We start from the raw sequence: 14,983 nt of genomic DNA on the forward strand, positions 1-14,983 counted from the left end.
CAGCTCAGGATAGCATGCCGCACTCACAGCGCTTTCCCTGATCCAAGCGGCGTTATCAATACTGCCATAATTCACATGAAACAAGCTTCAAGGATGCCGACCACTACTCGAAGGGCACTTTTTTTCAATGGGGAAGATTCAACTCCACGAATGCCACTAAGTCAGAGCCCATCATAACCACGAGCACGACATTTCAATCACGCTTCTTCAGAATCAGTCTTCTCTCAACCGGAGGACAAATCCTGCTTCACGTTGCACGCTATAAAGCGGTCGGCGATCCTATTATGCACCTATCGCCCTCTATCGATTTCATTCAACTTTTCAAGGAACGACACGATGTCTTCCACGCCTTCATCATTTGCCATTTTCCTAAAGCAGTTTAGTCTTTTGACCCCTCTAATAAGATTGATGTCTGCAAACATGGTTTTAACAACAAAAACCATTGAAAAAACTACCGCAGCCATGACCCCAACCGATCGCAGCAGATAGACAATGGAGACTTCGAGCCCAACAGTTGCCCGCTCAAAAGCCCTGTCCGTTTGGGCGGATATGGTTTCTTTCGAGGCTATCGCGTCCTGCAAATCATTGTTAGCCTTATCGAATACACCGTTGAATTCTTCAACTAGACCATCTTTGATCTGAAGGAATGTCGTTTCGCTAACGCCGTCCAAGAAAAACTTCGCAACCTTTGCTGCCTCGTTATCTGACGAAAACATTCCCCCTTTACATATTACGGCTTCATCTCTTGATGCGAATTTATTCAATTCAACTTCGTTCAGATACCCAATTGGATGACTCTGAATAAAAGTAGAGTTATTTCCTTTATGAAGAGTCCCATACCTAACAGAAAGTTCTGAGAACAGTGACTGATCGTCGCGACTATTCGGCAAACCAAAACTCGCGCGAAATACGTATTGTGATGAATTCCCAGATAGAGGCGAACAAATTGCCTGCCAAAACTGCTCCGGAGATCCTGAGGCTGCAATCCGCGCTATAAACTCATTCAATGAAGGTGCATAGGTTTCCATTTTGTCTATGTATTCATCGAGAACATTCGTAGAAAGTGCATTTGCTAGTATCTCTCTCTTCGCTGTATCGCGGACATCAGTCATCATTCCGTCCGAAATCACAGACATTACCTCGCGAGAAAGAACCTGCTCTTTGGCCCAAAAACCCGCGCCGATTAGCAAGCAAAAGCAAGCCACAATCCTCAAGTACTCAAGCCAAAATCGCACCACAACCTCCGAAAGTATTGAAAAAATAAATACTACTTAAAATAAAAACCTGCATCAAGAACAAGTTGCTTCGACACGTGAGCGCGCGTAAACAATTCAGAAGATAACTTGATTTACTGACACGCCTTCGGAGCCACACCATGTCGGACGCATCCGCACCCACCAGCCGCACCGCCAATGCCGATGAAATCGCACGTTTTTCTGCGATGTCTGAAAAGTGGTGGGATCCAAATGGTGTGATGAAGCCGCTGCACAAATTCAATCCGGTGCGCCTGCAAATCCTGCGCGACAATATCTGTGCGCATCTTGGCCGCGATCCGGAAACGATTGAGCCGCTTAAAGGCATCGAAATCATCGATATCGGTTGTGGGGCTGGTTTGTTGTCCGAGCCGCTTGCGCGCATGGGGGCAAAGATGACCTCGATTGACGCGTCCGAAAGCAATATCGAAGTCGCCAAAATCCATGCCGCACAATCCGGTCTTGAAATCGACTATCGCTGCGCAACACCGGAAATGCTGGCCGATGAGGGCAAGCAGTTTGATATCGTTTTGAACATGGAAGTCATCGAACATGTCGATGACCCGCAATTCTTCATGCAGGCCTGTGCATCGGTGCTCAAACCGGGTGGCTTGATGTTTGTCGCCACACTGAACCGCACGATCAAGTCACTGGCCCTGGCCAAGATCGGCGCGGAATATGTTCTGCGCTGGCTGCCTGCGGGCACCCATGACTGGCGGAAATTTGTCAAACCATCGGAAATGTCGGGCTATCTGCGTGGTGCCGGTCTGGACCTTCAAGATATCACCGGGGTGGCTTATAACCCGTTCAACGACACATGGTCGCCCGCCCCGCGTGATCTTGATGTGAATTATATGGTGATTGCCAAAAAGCCTGACTGATCTTCTTGGATCGCGTCAGTTCTTTTTGGTTCCGTCATCCCACGGCAACGCCATGACATCGATGCCTTCATCGACCAGCTCGGCTGTTTCCTTAAGCGACGCCTGACCATAAATGCCGCGCTTTTCGGTTTCGCCGTAATGGATTTTGCGGGCTTCTTCGGCAAACTTGTTGCCGACATTTTCGCAATTGCTTTCGACCTGTTTGCGAATTTCGGCAATTGCGGCCTGGGTCGCTTCGGCGATTGCCTTTTGCTGTTGTTTTTCAGCAGCGGCTTCTTTTTGCCGCGACGTGCGCAAACGCGGCGCCATCAGGGCCTTGCCAACATTTGACGTTCCACACACCGGGCAGGACAAATCCCCGCTGGCGGCCTGCGCGTCATATGTTGCGCCGTCCTTGAACCAACCTTCGAATTCGTGATCATGTTCGCATTTAAGCTGAAATAGAATCATGATGGTACGTGTATAAGCCAAACCAGTAGCAAAACGATAACACTATCAGATACAGATCATATGGCGCGCATCGGCGGGGATCGCCAGCCTGCGGGCGCCACACTCAATAACCAAGATTTACAAAAATGTCATCCCAATTGCCATCAAGCTGGGTCACACAGCACTGCCCCACGCCACACCCTGCCCGCAATCGCGCGCTTGACCTTGCCTGCGGCAAGGGACGGCACAGCTTCTGGCTGGCGGATCAGGGCTGGCAGGTGACGGCAATCGACCGCGACCTCTCGCAAACCGATACCGATACGAACCCTGCGATCAACTGGATCGAAGCCGATCTTGAAACCGGCAGCTGGCCATTGGGCGATAAACAGTTCGATCTGATCGTTGTTACCAATTACCTGCATCGGCCGCTGTTTGAATATCTTCGCGACGCCGTCCGACCGGGCGGCACCCTGATCTATGAAACCTTTATGGTCGGGAACGAGGCATATGGCCGTCCGCGATCACCGGATTTCCTGCTGCGCGCCGATGAACTGGCAGACACATTTTCCGACTGGACGATCACAGCCCATCAGCAAGGACCGGTGCGCGCCATAAGCGACAATGAAATTACGGCGATAAAACAATCTATTGTAGCGCAGAAGCCTGGATAAGGCCGATCAGTTGAACAACACAGATGACTGAAACAAATCCGTAACATACTGTTTTTGCAAAAAGAAACACAACTTTCACAATTAAAATGTGTCGTTTCTGGCATCTTCCCTGCTGCTGTTTCAGGCATAGGCGTTAAGAGAGAAAAGCCATGAACGATAAATACGAAATCATCGAAGATAGCGACGATATCCCGTCCAACCCGACCAACAATCCGTGCATCGACGATCTGATCAATGCACGCTTTTCCCGCCGCGGCTTTTTCAAAGGCCTGATGGCGACGTCGGCTGTTGTGGGCGCAGGCATTGCGACTAGAGGCGTTGCCAAGGCGCAGTCGCCATCCACCCTAACCTTCAAATCCATCCCGCAGAAAATCACCGAAACCCATGCTGTTGCTGACGGTTATGACGCCAGTGTGCTGATCCGTTGGGGCGACAAGGTTGTCGCCGATGCACCGGCATTCGTTCCGGGTCAGGTCGATGCCAACGCGCAGAACAAGCAGTTCGGTTATAACTGCGACTATGTCGGCTACATGCCGCTTCCGGTTGGTTCCCAGAATTCCGACCATGGCCTGCTGTGCGTCAGCCACGAATACACCAATGCCGAATTGATGTGGTCGGGCCTCAAGGACGCGATGGACGCATCCGAAGAACAGGCACTGCATGAAATTGCTGCCCACGGTCATTCGGTCATCGAAGTCAAGAAAACCGGTGGCAAATGGCAGGTTGTTGACGGGTCCGATTATGCCCGCCGCATCTCCCCGATTGACACCGAAATGCAGATTACCGGCCCGGCTGCTGGTCATGACCGCCTTAAAACCAACACCGACCCGACCGGCACCCGTGTTATCGGGACGCTGAACAACTGTGCGGGCGGTAAAACCCCGTGGGGTACGGTTCTGATCGCCGAAGAAAACTTCAACGGTTACTTTGGCGGCGATATCGCCAAAACCAGCGAAGAACGCAACTACAAGCGTCTGGGCATCAGCCAGGACAGCTGGTACTCGTGGGTTAAATATTTCGACCGCTTCAATGTTGAAAAAGACCCGAACGAGCCGAACAAATTTGGCTGGATGGTTGAAATCGACCCGTACGATCCGACCTCGATGCCGAAAAAGCGCACCGCCCTTGGCCGCTTCAAGCACGAAGGTGCCACCGTCATCATCAACAAGGACAACTCCGTTGTTGCCTATTCCGGTGATGATCAGCGCTTTGACTATCTCTACAAATTCATTGCGGCAAACAAATACAATCCGAATGATCGCGCCGCGAACATGGACCTTCTGGAAAACGGCACCCTGTTTGTCGCCCAGTTCCACGAAGATGGCAGCCTTGACTGGATGCCGCTGATCTTTGGCGAAGGCCCGCTGACCGCTGAAAACGACTTCCACAGCCAGGCGGATGTTCTGATTGAAGCACGCCGTGCGGCCGACCTTCTGGGCGCAACCCAGATGGACCGCCCCGAAGACGTCGAACCGAACCCGGTCAACGGCAAGGTCTATGTCATGCTGACCAACAACTCCAAGCGCAAGGAAGGCAACGCAGCAAACCCGCGTGCGGCCAACCCGCATGGTCACGTGCTGGAACTCACCCCTCCGGGTGGTCGCGGCAAGGATGCCGATCACACCGCTTCGCGCTTTACCTGGGACATCATGATTGCTGCTGGCAACCCGGCGGTTGCCGATGACAAGGCGGTTTACCATCCGGCGGCAGAATCCTGGGTTTCCTGCCCGGACAACATGGCAATCGACCATCGTGGTCGGTTGTGGATTTCCAGCGACGGCGCACCGAAGTCCGACATTCCTGATGGCATGCATGCCACCGACGTTGATGGTCCAGGCCGTGCGCTGACCAAATTCTTCTTTGCGTGCCCGGTTGGTGCGGAAATGTGTGGTCCGGAATTCACCCCGGATGGAAAGACGCTGTTCCTCGCCGTTCAGCACCCGGCAGACGGTTCGTCCTATGACGCGCCAAGCACCCGCTGGCCGGACTTCCAGGCAGCAATGCCGCCGCGTCCGTCGGTTGTGGCTGTGACCAAAAATGACGGCGGTGAAATCGCGGGCTAATCCCCTGCGTCACTGTCCTGAAATGCAAAACGCACCGGCCAGTTTGCCGGTGCGTTTTTGCTTGTCTGCGCGCCCCCAATATTACTTGATCGGGGCTGCCATATCATAGGTGCCGTCATTATCTGAAATCGCCATCCAGCTTTTGTCCGACGCGGACTTGCTTTCAAGATCGGTCCAGTTGCCTTTGGCGGCACTGATATTGCCTGAAATATCCTCGTTCCAGAAACCAACGACGGCGGGGGTGATATTCAGATAAAGTTTCCCGTCGACAATCCGCCACAGGTTCGGATTGGCCGGCACTTTGCCGCCCTTTACAACCCCATATGCGCAATGACCGTCAAAGGCCGGCGCGTATTTCGCCGGATCGGCCAGAAACATGTCGCGGTTTTCCTCAGACGCAAATGCCCAGGTCGCACCATTATATTCAGCCGTAATGTCGGCCCGGCCCGGAACGGCATGGGGCTGCATCATGCCGACATCCTTTTGCGGCAAGTTGAAATAGGCCACCGCGTCATAGCCGCTGATCGCAAAGCCGGTTTCATCGACGTATTGCTCGCCCGCAAAAGCGGCACCCGACAGGCCAAAAACAAATGCGGTACCGATCAAAAACTTTTTGAACATCATCCCTGTTCCTCCGTTTGAAAATCCCTGATGAACCGAGTTTGCCCGGGAAGGGCTTCAAAGCGAAATGACGTTGCGACACTGTTTCGTGAGATTGCGTGAGCCTGTGAAAAACCGCTCAACGCTTCCTATATCAATCAAAGAGAATTACCCCTTGACCTCAACTATAGTTGAGGAATTACCAAGATGGGAAATCGGAAAACAGACATCCCAAAACAAGGATAAGCCATGACTGCTTCATTTCTCGAACACGTGAATTTTACGGTCGCCGATCCGGCGAAAACCGCAGAAAACCTTCACAACTGGTTTGGCTGGCACACCCGCTGGCACGGGGAGGCCATCCATGGCGGGCTGTCCTACCATGTTGGCAATGACACAAGTTATGTCGCGATCTATGCCCTTGGCACACCAAAGGACGGCCAGGAAAACTCCTATGCCACCATTGGCGGTCTGAACCATATCGGGATTGTCGTCGATGACCTTGATGCGACCGAGGCAAAGATCAAGGCCGACGGTATCGAGACCTTCAACCACGCCGATTACGAACCCGGTCGCCGGTTCTATTTCCGTGATGAAAACGACATCGAATTCGAAGTGGTCAGTTACGCCTGACCACTTCGATCAAGACCTGGCTAACAGGGCTTATATTCCCGATCATTGCCAAGTGATGGCACCATCCGGCGGATTTCATCAACGCGCGTCAGATCAATCTCGGCGGTGATGAAACCCGGATCGGTGCCACCATCGGCCAGAACCTGCCCCCACGGATCAATGATAAGGGAATGACCAAATGTCTGGCGCCCCCCCGGATGATCACCGCACTGGGCCGCCGCAATCACAAAGCATCCGTTTTCAATCGCACGCGCCTTCAAAAGGGTATGCCAGTGCGCCTGCCCAGTTGTGCGGGTGAAGGCCGCCGGAATGCTCAGGATATTTGCACCCGCCTTGGCGTAATCGCGAAACAGATGCGGGAACCGCACGTCATAACAGATCGTTATCCCGACCTTGCCAAATTCGGTTTCGGCCAGTCGGGCCGCATTGCCGGGACGGAATGTTTTGCTTTCGCGGTAACTTTCGCCATTCGCCAGATCGACGTCAAACATGTGGATCTTGTCATAGGACGTGATGACCTTGCCATCCGGACCAATCACGAAACACCGGTTCGCAACGCGATCTTCATCCGGCACTTTGACATGCAGCGATCCGACAATCAGGGTCGATCTCAGTTCTTCGGCCAGGTCGCAAAAGAAAACCAGACCGGGATGCTCATCTTCGGGAAAGGCAGCGGCGCGGACATTTTCGCCGCCAAACGACATCATCGACACGTTTTCAGGAAAGGCGATCAATCTGGCCCCGGCAGCATGGGCATCGCGGGCATAGGTTGCCGCCCGTGCAAGGTTATCAGACATCACATCGCGTGAATTGACCTGCACGCAGGCCGCAATGAAACGGGTCATGACGCAGTCTCCTTTTTATCATTATCCGTCTTCATGATGCGGCTCATCCCAGCCTGCCGCAATAGACAATTGGGATAGCGCAGCGGCGAACAAGGCCCGCAAAAAGACCTCCGCCTTAGCGCACACATTGCGCATTTCCCCATCAACAACCGACATCACGCACATCCCAAATTCAGTCTTTTCATCCTCAAAATTAGTGTATACAGTATTCCGTACACCTAACGAGGATCGAAGATGGAACCTCTTTCCGGCCGAAAAAGTCTGACTGACGAAGTGCATGACCGTTTGGTTGATGCCTTGTGTTCCGGTGCTCTCCCTCCCGGGACACCTTTGCGTCAGGAAGCTATTGCCGAGGAACTCAATGTCTCGCGGCAACCAGTGTTGCAAGCTCTGGGGTTGCTGCGTCGTGACGGACTGGTCGAACCGATGGGACGGCGCGGATATCGCGTTGCGCCTGTCGACAGCGACCTTGTCCGTCACGTTTATGACCTGAGAGAAGCATTTGACGGGCTTGCAGCCCGTCTTGCTGCTGAAACCAAGGCACCGGATCGGGAATCGGCTTTGCGGGCTGCCATTATACAGGGACACCACGCTCTGGGCAGCGGCGACACCGCAAACCTTGTTGCAGCCGACGTCGCATTCCATCAAACGATCTACCGTTTGTCGGGTAACCCCCTGTTGCCCGAAGCATCAGCCGCAGTCTGGCTTCAGATCAGACGCGTGATGCATGCCTACCTGCAGATCGGGTACCCCCGTGATCCGATCTGGACGGAACATCAGGCCATCGCCGATGCAATCTGTGTCGGCGATGGTCCTCTTGCCGAAAAACTGGCGCGCGATCATGGCCGCAATGCACGTGATCGCCTGATTTCCCGAATGGAAAAGCCAAGCTGACCTTCCCCTCGCTGCCACCAACAGCCCGCCTTTTCCTCGACCCTCGCACCACCAATCCTCATCGACTTCAAAAAATCTGCCAATGACCCGTCCGCGTCGCCAAAGGCAGAACCATATAAGAACGACAAGTTTCCTGTCTGGGAGGAACATCCATGAACCTTGATACAAAGCTCCGCAAACGGGCCGATGAAGGCAACCCTGTCCGGGTTGGCATTATCGGTGCTGGCAAGTTCGGATCGATGTTTTTAAGTCAGGCCGGCCATCATCCGGGCTATCACGTTCTGGGTATTGCCGATCTTAGCATTGATCGCACCAAGGCCGCCCTGCGCCGTGTCGGATGGTCTGATGACCAGTTCACCGCAAAGGATGCTGCATCGGCCTATCGCGACGGCACCACATGGCTGACCGAGGATGCAGATGCCCTGGTTGCCGCCGACGGTCTTGAAGTCATCATTGATGCCACCGGAAGCCCCGCCGCCGGTATACGCTTTGCGCTTAAGGCCATCGAACACGGCCGTCATATCGTCATGGTCAATGTCGAGGCCGATGTGCTTGCCGGTCCCCTGCTTGCCAAACGGGCTGAGGCCGCAGGCCTTGTCTATTCCATGGCCTATGGCGATCAACCGGCGTTGATTTCGGAAATGGTCGATTGGGCACGTGCGATTGGCCTGCCGGTAACGTGTGCTGGCAAGGGCACCAAATATCTTCCAATCTATCACCATGTCACGCCTGATGATGTCTGGCATCACTATGGCCTGACACCCGAACAGGCACAGGCGGGCGGCATGAACCCGCAAATTTTCAACAGCTTCCTGGATGGTACCAAATCGGCCATCGAAATGGCGGCCGTGTCCAATGCCTGTGATCTTGTGCCACAGGATTGCGGATTGCAGTTCCCGGCCTGTGGGGTGGATGATTTGCCCCGCCTTCTCTGCCCGCGTGAAAGTGGTGGCATCCTCGATCGCAAAGGCACGGTCGAGGTGGTTTCAAGCCTTGAACGCGACACCCGCCCGGTGTTTCGCGATCTGCGCTGGGGCGTTTATGTGACCTTTGAGGCCCCCAGCGATTATGTCGCGCGCTGCTTTAACGAATATGGCCTTCTGACCGATCCAAGCGGACAATATTCGACCATGTATAAGCCCTATCACCTGATCGGGTTGGAACTTGGCATTTCGGTGTCGTCTGCCGCCCTGCGCGGCGAAGCCACCGGCACCTCACGCGCCTGGTCGGGCGATGCGGTTGCCACCGCCAAGCGTGATCTTAAACCCGGTGAAATGCTTGATGGCGAGGGCGGCTATACGGTTTACGGCAAACTGATGCCTGCCCTGACGTCAAAGTCGCGTAATGCCCTTCCGATCGGGCTGGCGCATCATTTGAAAATCAAACGGCCGGTCGCCATGGATCAAACCCTGACCTGGGATGATGTCGAATTTGATGCCAAGGACCCGGCAATTGCCTTCCGCAAGGAAATGGAAACCACCTTCGGCTAACATCACAATCATCAGACAAATAAAAACCCCGGCCAAACTGGCCGGGGTTTTGTATGACAATTGCCGTTAATCAGCCAATTGGCGATCAGGCAGACAGCTTGGCTTCGAGCTTATCAGCAGCTTCCAGCGCCATCAGTTCGTCACAGCCGCCAATATGTTCGTCATTGATGAAGATCTGCGGCACGGTATGACGGCCATTGGCACGGTCCATCATTTCCTTTTTGCGACGCGGTTCCATCATCACATCGATCAGCTGGTATTTCGCACCCTTTTCCTCAAGCAGCTTTCGCGCACGCTTGCAATACGGGCACCATTCGGTGGCATAGACTTCAACTTTTGCCATGTTGCAATCATCCTTCTTCTTGCAGCCGATCATGCCCAAAGCCCCGCTGAACAGGGGATTACAGCATATGATACGGTGCGGAATTACATTCAGATGAGCGCTGTATATCAGAATTAATGTAATGCGTCATCGCACGACACGTGCAACCGTGATCACAGATACGTGCATAACGCCTGATTGCTTTAACGCCCGGACACAGGCATTGGCCGTCGCCCCGGTTGTCAGAACATCGTCAACCAACACAACCCGCGCGCCGGCAAGATTGCGTTTCTCAGCGCGCGCTTCATCGACAACAAATGCCCCGCCAACTTCGCGTTTACGTGAAGACGGCCCAAGTCCGCCAAGGCTTCTTGTATTGCGCTGACGGGCCAAAACCAGTCCGTCCCAAGGCACACCTGTCACGCGCGAAAGCTTTGCTGCCAAAAGGCCCGACTGGTTATAGCGCCGTTTCAAAAGCCGTCGTCGATGCAACGGCACCGGCACGATCAGATCGGCCTGATCCCAGATCCCCCTGCCCGCCTGATAGGTCCAGCGCGCAAGAAGCGGCGTCAGGTCACCGCGATCCGCATGCTTGAACCGCAACAGGTATTCGCGGCTGTTATCATCATACACCAGCGCCGCCCGTGCCTGATCAAAGGCCGGTTTCTTTTGCAGACAATTGCCACACAAAATCTGTCCGCTTTCATCAGGATCACCCCCGATGTTAGCGCTATCATCAAGTTCAAACGGATAGCCGCAACAAGCACATTGCGGGGCCGTGATAAACCTTAAACCTGCCCAACACTCGGCACAGACAGCATGGGTGGTATCGGTCACATCGCCACAGCCCCCGCACCGCGGTGGTAAGATGGCGTTAACGCCCATGGTTGCGACGGTGCGGACCCATTCGATCATCTGCAATGCTATCCACGATCACCTTAAGGAACGGGCAGCATAGCACACGCAAGGATTGAATTAGCCAAAATCAAATAACGGATTTTTCCGCAAGGTGTCCGCCGCCAGATCAATAAAGGCCCGAACCTTTGCCGGGGCATGGCGGCCCTCGGGATGGACCAGATGAATTGGGACCGGATCGGGATCATAATCGCCAAGCACGGCCACCAACCGCCCGTCCGCAAGATACGGGGCCGCCTGATAGGACAGCATGCGCACAATTCCCCAACCTTCAAGGGCGGCATTTCGGGCCGCCTCAATCGAATTGGTTTGCCATCTGGCATCCGGGGAGAAGCCGATCTTGCGCCCGCCATCCGGGGATCTGAATTGCCAATCAAGCCGCGCGGACGATCCGGTCGTGGCAATGATGCGATGCGCGGCAAGCTCAGACGGCTGTTGCGGCGTTCCGTATTTCTGAAAATACACTGGTGAAGCGCAAAGTATCTGGCTGACCTCTCCAACCCGCACGGCACTAAGCGATGAGTCGGCAAGATCACCGATACGCACCGCAAGGTCGATGCCTTCCTCGACAATATTGACGATGCGATCAAACAGCAAAAGGCGCGCGCGCATGTCGGGATATTCATCCAGATATGCGCCAACAATCGGGGCGACATGCATCTGGCCGAACTGAACCGGGGCGGTGATGGTCAACATACCGCTTGGTTTGGCATAGGCCCCACCAGCGGCGGCTTCGACTTCTTTAAGGTCGGCCAGCAACCTTTTGCAGTCTGCATAATACCGTGCACCGGCCTCTGTCACCGTGACCGACCGGGTTGTGCGCGTCAGAAGGCGTGCGCCTGTCACATCCTCCAGATACGCGACCGCGCGGGTGACCGCAGGCGGACTTTGACGCAATGCGCGCGCAGCAGCGGCGAAGCTGCGCGCCTCGACCACATGCACAAACACATTCATTGCTTCGAAACGGTCCATCTTACGCCCCGTGATTATTCCACTTAACGGAATACTAAATTTCCAAATAACGGAATTCCATCATTAAATAGAAATAATCACAATATCCTCCGTTTTCGCCCCATGCGAACCAGTAACTCGGAGGATGTTTCATGAAATTGCATTATTTCGCGCTGTCGGGACACGCCCATCGCGCCCACCTTTTCCTTAGCCTGCTTGGCATTGATCACGAACTGGTTCATGTCGACATGGTCAATGGCGAACACAAGTCCCCGGAATTCCTTGAACTGAACCCGTTCGGGCAGGTTCCTGTGCTTGAAGATGGCGACCTTGTCATCGCGGATTCCATCGCAATAATGGTCTATGCCGCCAAAAAGGTCGGCGCGACCAAATGGCTCCCCGAAGATGCGGCAGATCTGGCACTGGTTCAGCGCTGGCTTTCGGTTGCTGCGGGTGAAATTGCCTACGGCCCGTGTGCAGCACGTCTGTTGACGTTGTTTGGCGCAAAGTTTGATGCAAACGATGTCATTGCCCGTGCGCATGGCGTGCTGAAACTGATCGATGATCGCCTGTCAAACCGCGACTGGATTGCGCTTGATCATCCGACCGCCGCCGATATCGCGCTTTACAGCTATATCGCCAACGCCCCCGAAGGCAATGTCGCGCTTGATACCTACACGCATGTCCTTGCATGGCTGAACCGTATTGAAGCACTGCCGGGGTTTGTCCCGTTTGAAATGTCTTCGGTCGGTCTTCGGGCGGCTTCGTGATGATGTGGGCCGGTCATTGATCCCTGCGCGTAACGCGCAAGAACTTTAAGCGCGCCGGCCCCGTCTGACCTGCCTGCCCCGCTTCTCCTCGATACCGTCTTTCCAATGGACAGGAGCACGAGATGAACACGGCCAACACTACGACATCCACGCCAGTAATGCCGCCAAAAGACAGTGAGGCCTGGCACCAAGGTGAAATCGAGATGCAGGAACGCGTCGCTGTTCGCCAACAAATGGCGGATGTCGGCAAACGGGTTCTGCGTGATCACCTGATCGATCAACATCGCCAGTTTTATCCGCAACTGCCCTTTGCCGTGTTCGGAACTGTCGACGAGAACGATGATGTCTGGGCAACATTGCGCGCCAATCATCCCGGTTTCCTGTCGGCATCTGATCCCTATCACCTGTCCGTCAACTTGCCACGCGACGCTGATGACCCTGCCGATGCCGGGATGGGCGACGGCAAACCGATTGGCATGATCGGCATCGAATTGCATACGCGTCGCCGCAACCGGTTGAATGGACGCATTACCGCACAGACTGATACGAAATTTGACATTCGGGTCGGGCACAGCTTTGGCAACTGCCCGCAATATATTCGTCTGCGCGATTTCGAATTCGTCCGCGACCCGATGTCGGCACCGACATCCAAACCCGAAATATCCCGCGAACTTGATGACCGGGCGCGAGCACTGATTGCTAAGGCCGATACCTTTTTCGTTGCGACCTATGTTGATCGTAACGGCGGGCACCGCGAAGTTGATGCATCCCATCGTGGTGGCAAATCGGGCTTTGTTCATGTTGATGCCGATGGCACGCTGACAATTCCTGACTTCGCCGGAAACCAGTTTTTCAATACGCTGGGCAATATCCTTTGCAACCCCAAGGCGGGACTTGTCTTTACCGATTTTGCGACCGGTGATGTCCTGCAAATTACCGGTGACGCAGAAGTCATCACCGAAGGCCCGGAAATTAGTGCTTTCAAGGGTGCCGAACGGCTGTGGCGTGTTTTCCCGCGCAAATCAGTCTGGCGGGCATCGGCATTGCCAATCCGCTGGCGCCCGCAGGAAGAAGGCATGTCCCCCAACAGCCTTCTGACCGGGGATTGGGAAAGTGCCGAGAAGAAGCTCGCCGCGATGAGCGCCGCGCAACAATGGCGCTCGTTCAAAGTTGTACGGATGACGGAAGAAAACCATCTGATCAAATCCTTCCACCTCGAACCGGTTGATCAGGGCGGCATACTGTCATTCAACCCCGGCCAACATTTGCCAATCCGGGTGAACGTGGCGGGCCATGACAAACCGTTAATCCGAACCTATACACTTTCCAGCGCACCGTCAGATGCGCACTATCGGATCAGTGTCAAACGCGAAGGCATCGTATCCGACCATCTTCATGACAACCTGAATGTTGGCGACACGCTTGAGGCACGCGCCCCTGCTGGTGATTTTTCCCTGCTCCCGGATATCAAACGACCGATGGTTTTGATCGCAGGCGGGATTGGCATTACGCCCATGATGTCGATGATGCGCCATGCGGTTTACGAGGGATTGCGCACACGCAATTTCCGCCAGATCTGGCTGTTTTATGCAGCACGGAGCATTGCTGACCGTGCCTTTGATGGAGAAATTGTCGAACTGGTCAAAGCCGCCCAGGGCAACATCCGGATCATCCGGGTTCTTGGTGATCCCGATGGCGCAACACCGCGCAAGGATTACGAAGCCTCGGGTTATATCGACATGAACTTGTTGCGGGCCGTTTTGCCATTTGATGATTTTGACTTCTACCTGTGCGGCCCGCCCCCCTTCATGCAAGGCCTTTATGACGGGCTGCGCGGGCTGAACATCGCCGACAAACGCATTCACGCAGAGGCATTTGGCCCCGCGTCATTAACCCGCAGCCGGGATAGCGATGACGACGTTCCCGAATTGCCCGGCGCAAGCAGCAAGGCCACCAAGGTCGAGTTTGCCCAATCAAACCAGTCGGCAGTATGGCAACCGGATGCAAACAAGACGTTACTCGAACTGGCCGAGGATGCCGGTCTCACGCCTGAGGCAAGTTGCCGGGGCGGGAATTGCGGCACATGCCGCACCAAAATCACCCAGGGCAGCGTGACCTATACAAACCGGCCCAGCGCAAAAGTCGGCGCAGACGAAGCGTTGATCTGTTGCGCTGTCCCTGCCGAACCGGAAGATGGCGAACCAACACCACTGGTTCTGTCGATATAGGCTGAATGGATTTCAGGTTCTTCGATTGCAAGGGCGGG

The 14,983-nt window shown here is 54.5% G+C and carries 15 protein-coding genes; 8 read left to right on the forward strand and 7 right to left on the reverse strand.

Annotated elements, in window-relative coordinates; genetic code table 11:
• Positions 1-290 precede the first annotated feature (290 nt).
• Positions 291-1,235 (reverse strand): hypothetical protein, encoded by a 945-nt coding sequence (locus tag TH4_RS00250; protein ID WP_157097677.1) that lies wholly within the window; start codon positions 1,233-1,235, stop codon positions 291-293.
• Between the two features lie 140 nt (positions 1,236-1,375).
• Here TH4_RS00250 and ubiG point away from each other — a divergent pair, with 140 nt between their 5' ends.
• On the forward strand, positions 1,376-2,134 hold the full coding sequence (gene ubiG, locus TH4_RS00255) for a bifunctional 2-polyprenyl-6-hydroxyphenol methylase/3-demethylubiquinol 3-O-methyltransferase UbiG (protein WP_064779488.1): 759 nt from the start codon (positions 1,376-1,378) through the stop codon (positions 2,132-2,134).
• Between the two features lie 15 nt (positions 2,135-2,149).
• Here ubiG and TH4_RS00260 read toward each other — a convergent pair whose 3' ends face one another.
• Complete coding sequence (locus tag TH4_RS00260; RefSeq protein WP_064779489.1) at positions 2,150-2,584, reverse strand: DUF1178 family protein; 435 nt, start codon at positions 2,582-2,584, stop codon at positions 2,150-2,152.
• A gap of 125 nt (positions 2,585-2,709) precedes the next feature.
• Between TH4_RS00260 and TH4_RS00265 the strand changes: the two genes are divergently transcribed.
• Complete coding sequence (locus TH4_RS00265; protein WP_064779490.1) at positions 2,710-3,234, forward strand: class I SAM-dependent methyltransferase; 525 nt, start codon at positions 2,710-2,712, stop codon at positions 3,232-3,234.
• A 149-nt stretch (positions 3,235-3,383) separates the two neighbouring features.
• Complete coding sequence (locus tag TH4_RS00270; RefSeq protein WP_064779491.1) at positions 3,384-5,297, forward strand: PhoX family protein; 1,914 nt, start codon at positions 3,384-3,386, stop codon at positions 5,295-5,297.
• A gap of 81 nt (positions 5,298-5,378) precedes the next feature.
• On the opposite strand, the gene TH4_RS00275 is transcribed toward TH4_RS00270, so the two are convergent.
• On the reverse strand, positions 5,379-5,921 hold the full coding sequence (locus tag TH4_RS00275) for a YHS domain-containing (seleno)protein (protein WP_064779492.1): 543 nt from the start codon (positions 5,919-5,921) through the stop codon (positions 5,379-5,381).
• A gap of 225 nt (positions 5,922-6,146) precedes the next feature.
• Between TH4_RS00275 and TH4_RS00280 the strand changes: the two genes are divergently transcribed.
• On the forward strand, positions 6,147-6,530 hold the full coding sequence (locus tag TH4_RS00280) for a VOC family protein (protein WP_064779493.1): 384 nt from the start codon (positions 6,147-6,149) through the stop codon (positions 6,528-6,530).
• A 20-nt stretch (positions 6,531-6,550) separates the two neighbouring features.
• On the opposite strand, the gene TH4_RS00285 is transcribed toward TH4_RS00280, so the two are convergent.
• Complete coding sequence (locus tag TH4_RS00285; protein ID WP_064779494.1) at positions 6,551-7,375, reverse strand: carbon-nitrogen hydrolase family protein; 825 nt, start codon at positions 7,373-7,375, stop codon at positions 6,551-6,553.
• Positions 7,376-7,609: 234 nt separating this feature from the next.
• Between TH4_RS00285 and TH4_RS00290 the strand changes: the two genes are divergently transcribed.
• Both TH4_RS00290 and TH4_RS00295 read left to right on the forward strand, forming a co-directional pair.
• A complete protein-coding gene (locus TH4_RS00290) occupies positions 7,610-8,269 on the forward strand; it encodes a GntR family transcriptional regulator (RefSeq protein ID WP_008891707.1) in 660 nt (219 codons plus the stop codon).
• Between the two features lie 152 nt (positions 8,270-8,421).
• Positions 8,422-9,759, forward strand: a complete 1,338-nt coding sequence (locus TH4_RS00295; protein ID WP_064779495.1) for an NAD(P)H-dependent oxidoreductase — start codon at positions 8,422-8,424, stop codon at positions 9,757-9,759.
• 85 nt (positions 9,760-9,844) lie between these two features.
• On the opposite strand, the gene grxC is transcribed toward TH4_RS00295, so the two are convergent.
• The 3 genes from grxC to TH4_RS00310 all read right to left on the reverse strand — a co-directional run bounded on the left by grxC (position 9,845) and on the right by TH4_RS00310 (position 11,968).
• Entirely contained in the window at positions 9,845-10,102 is a 258-nt protein-coding gene (gene grxC / locus TH4_RS00300) for a glutaredoxin 3 (RefSeq protein WP_008891709.1), read from the reverse strand.
• Positions 10,103-10,228: 126 nt separating this feature from the next.
• A complete protein-coding gene (locus TH4_RS00305) occupies positions 10,229-10,996 on the reverse strand; it encodes a ComF family protein (protein WP_064779496.1) in 768 nt (255 codons plus the stop codon).
• Positions 10,997-11,056: 60 nt separating this feature from the next.
• Entirely contained in the window at positions 11,057-11,968 is a 912-nt protein-coding gene (locus TH4_RS00310; RefSeq protein WP_064779497.1) for a LysR substrate-binding domain-containing protein, read from the reverse strand.
• Positions 11,969-12,099: 131 nt separating this feature from the next.
• Between TH4_RS00310 and TH4_RS00315 the strand changes: the two genes are divergently transcribed.
• Together TH4_RS00315 and TH4_RS00320 are read left to right on the forward strand one after the other, a co-directional pair.
• A complete protein-coding gene (locus tag TH4_RS00315; protein ID WP_064779498.1) occupies positions 12,100-12,717 on the forward strand; it encodes a glutathione S-transferase family protein in 618 nt (205 codons plus the stop codon).
• A gap of 122 nt (positions 12,718-12,839) precedes the next feature.
• Complete coding sequence (locus tag TH4_RS00320; RefSeq protein ID WP_064779499.1) at positions 12,840-14,945, forward strand: pyridoxamine 5'-phosphate oxidase family protein; 2,106 nt, start codon at positions 12,840-12,842, stop codon at positions 14,943-14,945.
• Positions 14,946-14,983: the final 38 nt, after the last annotated feature.

The organism is Thalassospira tepidiphila MCCC 1A03514 (genome assembly GCF_001662875.1).
Lineage (GTDB): Bacteria > Pseudomonadota > Alphaproteobacteria > Rhodospirillales > Thalassospiraceae > Thalassospira > Thalassospira tepidiphila.

Bases quoted from the DNA above. Each gene is read 5' to 3' on its own strand.
- TH4_RS00270 (WP_064779491.1), top strand. From the start codon at position 3,384: ATGAACGATAAATACGAAATCATCGAAGATAGCGACGATATCCCGTCC.
- TH4_RS00280 (WP_064779493.1), top strand. From the start codon at position 6,147: ATGACTGCTTCATTTCTCGAACACGTGAATTTTACGGTCGCCGATCCG.
- TH4_RS00315 (WP_064779498.1), top strand. From the start codon at position 12,100: ATGAAATTGCATTATTTCGCGCTGTCGGGACACGCCCATCGCGCCCAC.
- TH4_RS00260 (WP_064779489.1), bottom strand. From the start codon at position 2,584: ATGATTCTATTTCAGCTTAAATGCGAACATGATCACGAATTCGAAGGT.
- ubiG (WP_064779488.1), top strand. From the start codon at position 1,376: ATGTCGGACGCATCCGCACCCACCAGCCGCACCGCCAATGCCGATGAA.
- TH4_RS00310 (WP_064779497.1), bottom strand. From the start codon at position 11,968: ATGGACCGTTTCGAAGCAATGAATGTGTTTGTGCATGTGGTCGAGGCG.
- TH4_RS00295 (WP_064779495.1), top strand. From the start codon at position 8,422: ATGAACCTTGATACAAAGCTCCGCAAACGGGCCGATGAAGGCAACCCT.
- TH4_RS00285 (WP_064779494.1), bottom strand. From the start codon at position 7,375: ATGACCCGTTTCATTGCGGCCTGCGTGCAGGTCAATTCACGCGATGTG.
- TH4_RS00275 (WP_064779492.1), bottom strand. From the start codon at position 5,921: ATGATGTTCAAAAAGTTTTTGATCGGTACCGCATTTGTTTTTGGCCTG.
- grxC (WP_008891709.1), bottom strand. From the start codon at position 10,102: ATGGCAAAAGTTGAAGTCTATGCCACCGAATGGTGCCCGTATTGCAAG.
- TH4_RS00320 (WP_064779499.1), top strand. From the start codon at position 12,840: ATGAACACGGCCAACACTACGACATCCACGCCAGTAATGCCGCCAAAA.
- TH4_RS00265 (WP_064779490.1), top strand. From the start codon at position 2,710: ATGTCATCCCAATTGCCATCAAGCTGGGTCACACAGCACTGCCCCACG.
- TH4_RS00305 (WP_064779496.1), bottom strand. From the start codon at position 10,996: ATGATCGAATGGGTCCGCACCGTCGCAACCATGGGCGTTAACGCCATC.
- TH4_RS00290 (WP_008891707.1), top strand. From the start codon at position 7,610: ATGGAACCTCTTTCCGGCCGAAAAAGTCTGACTGACGAAGTGCATGAC.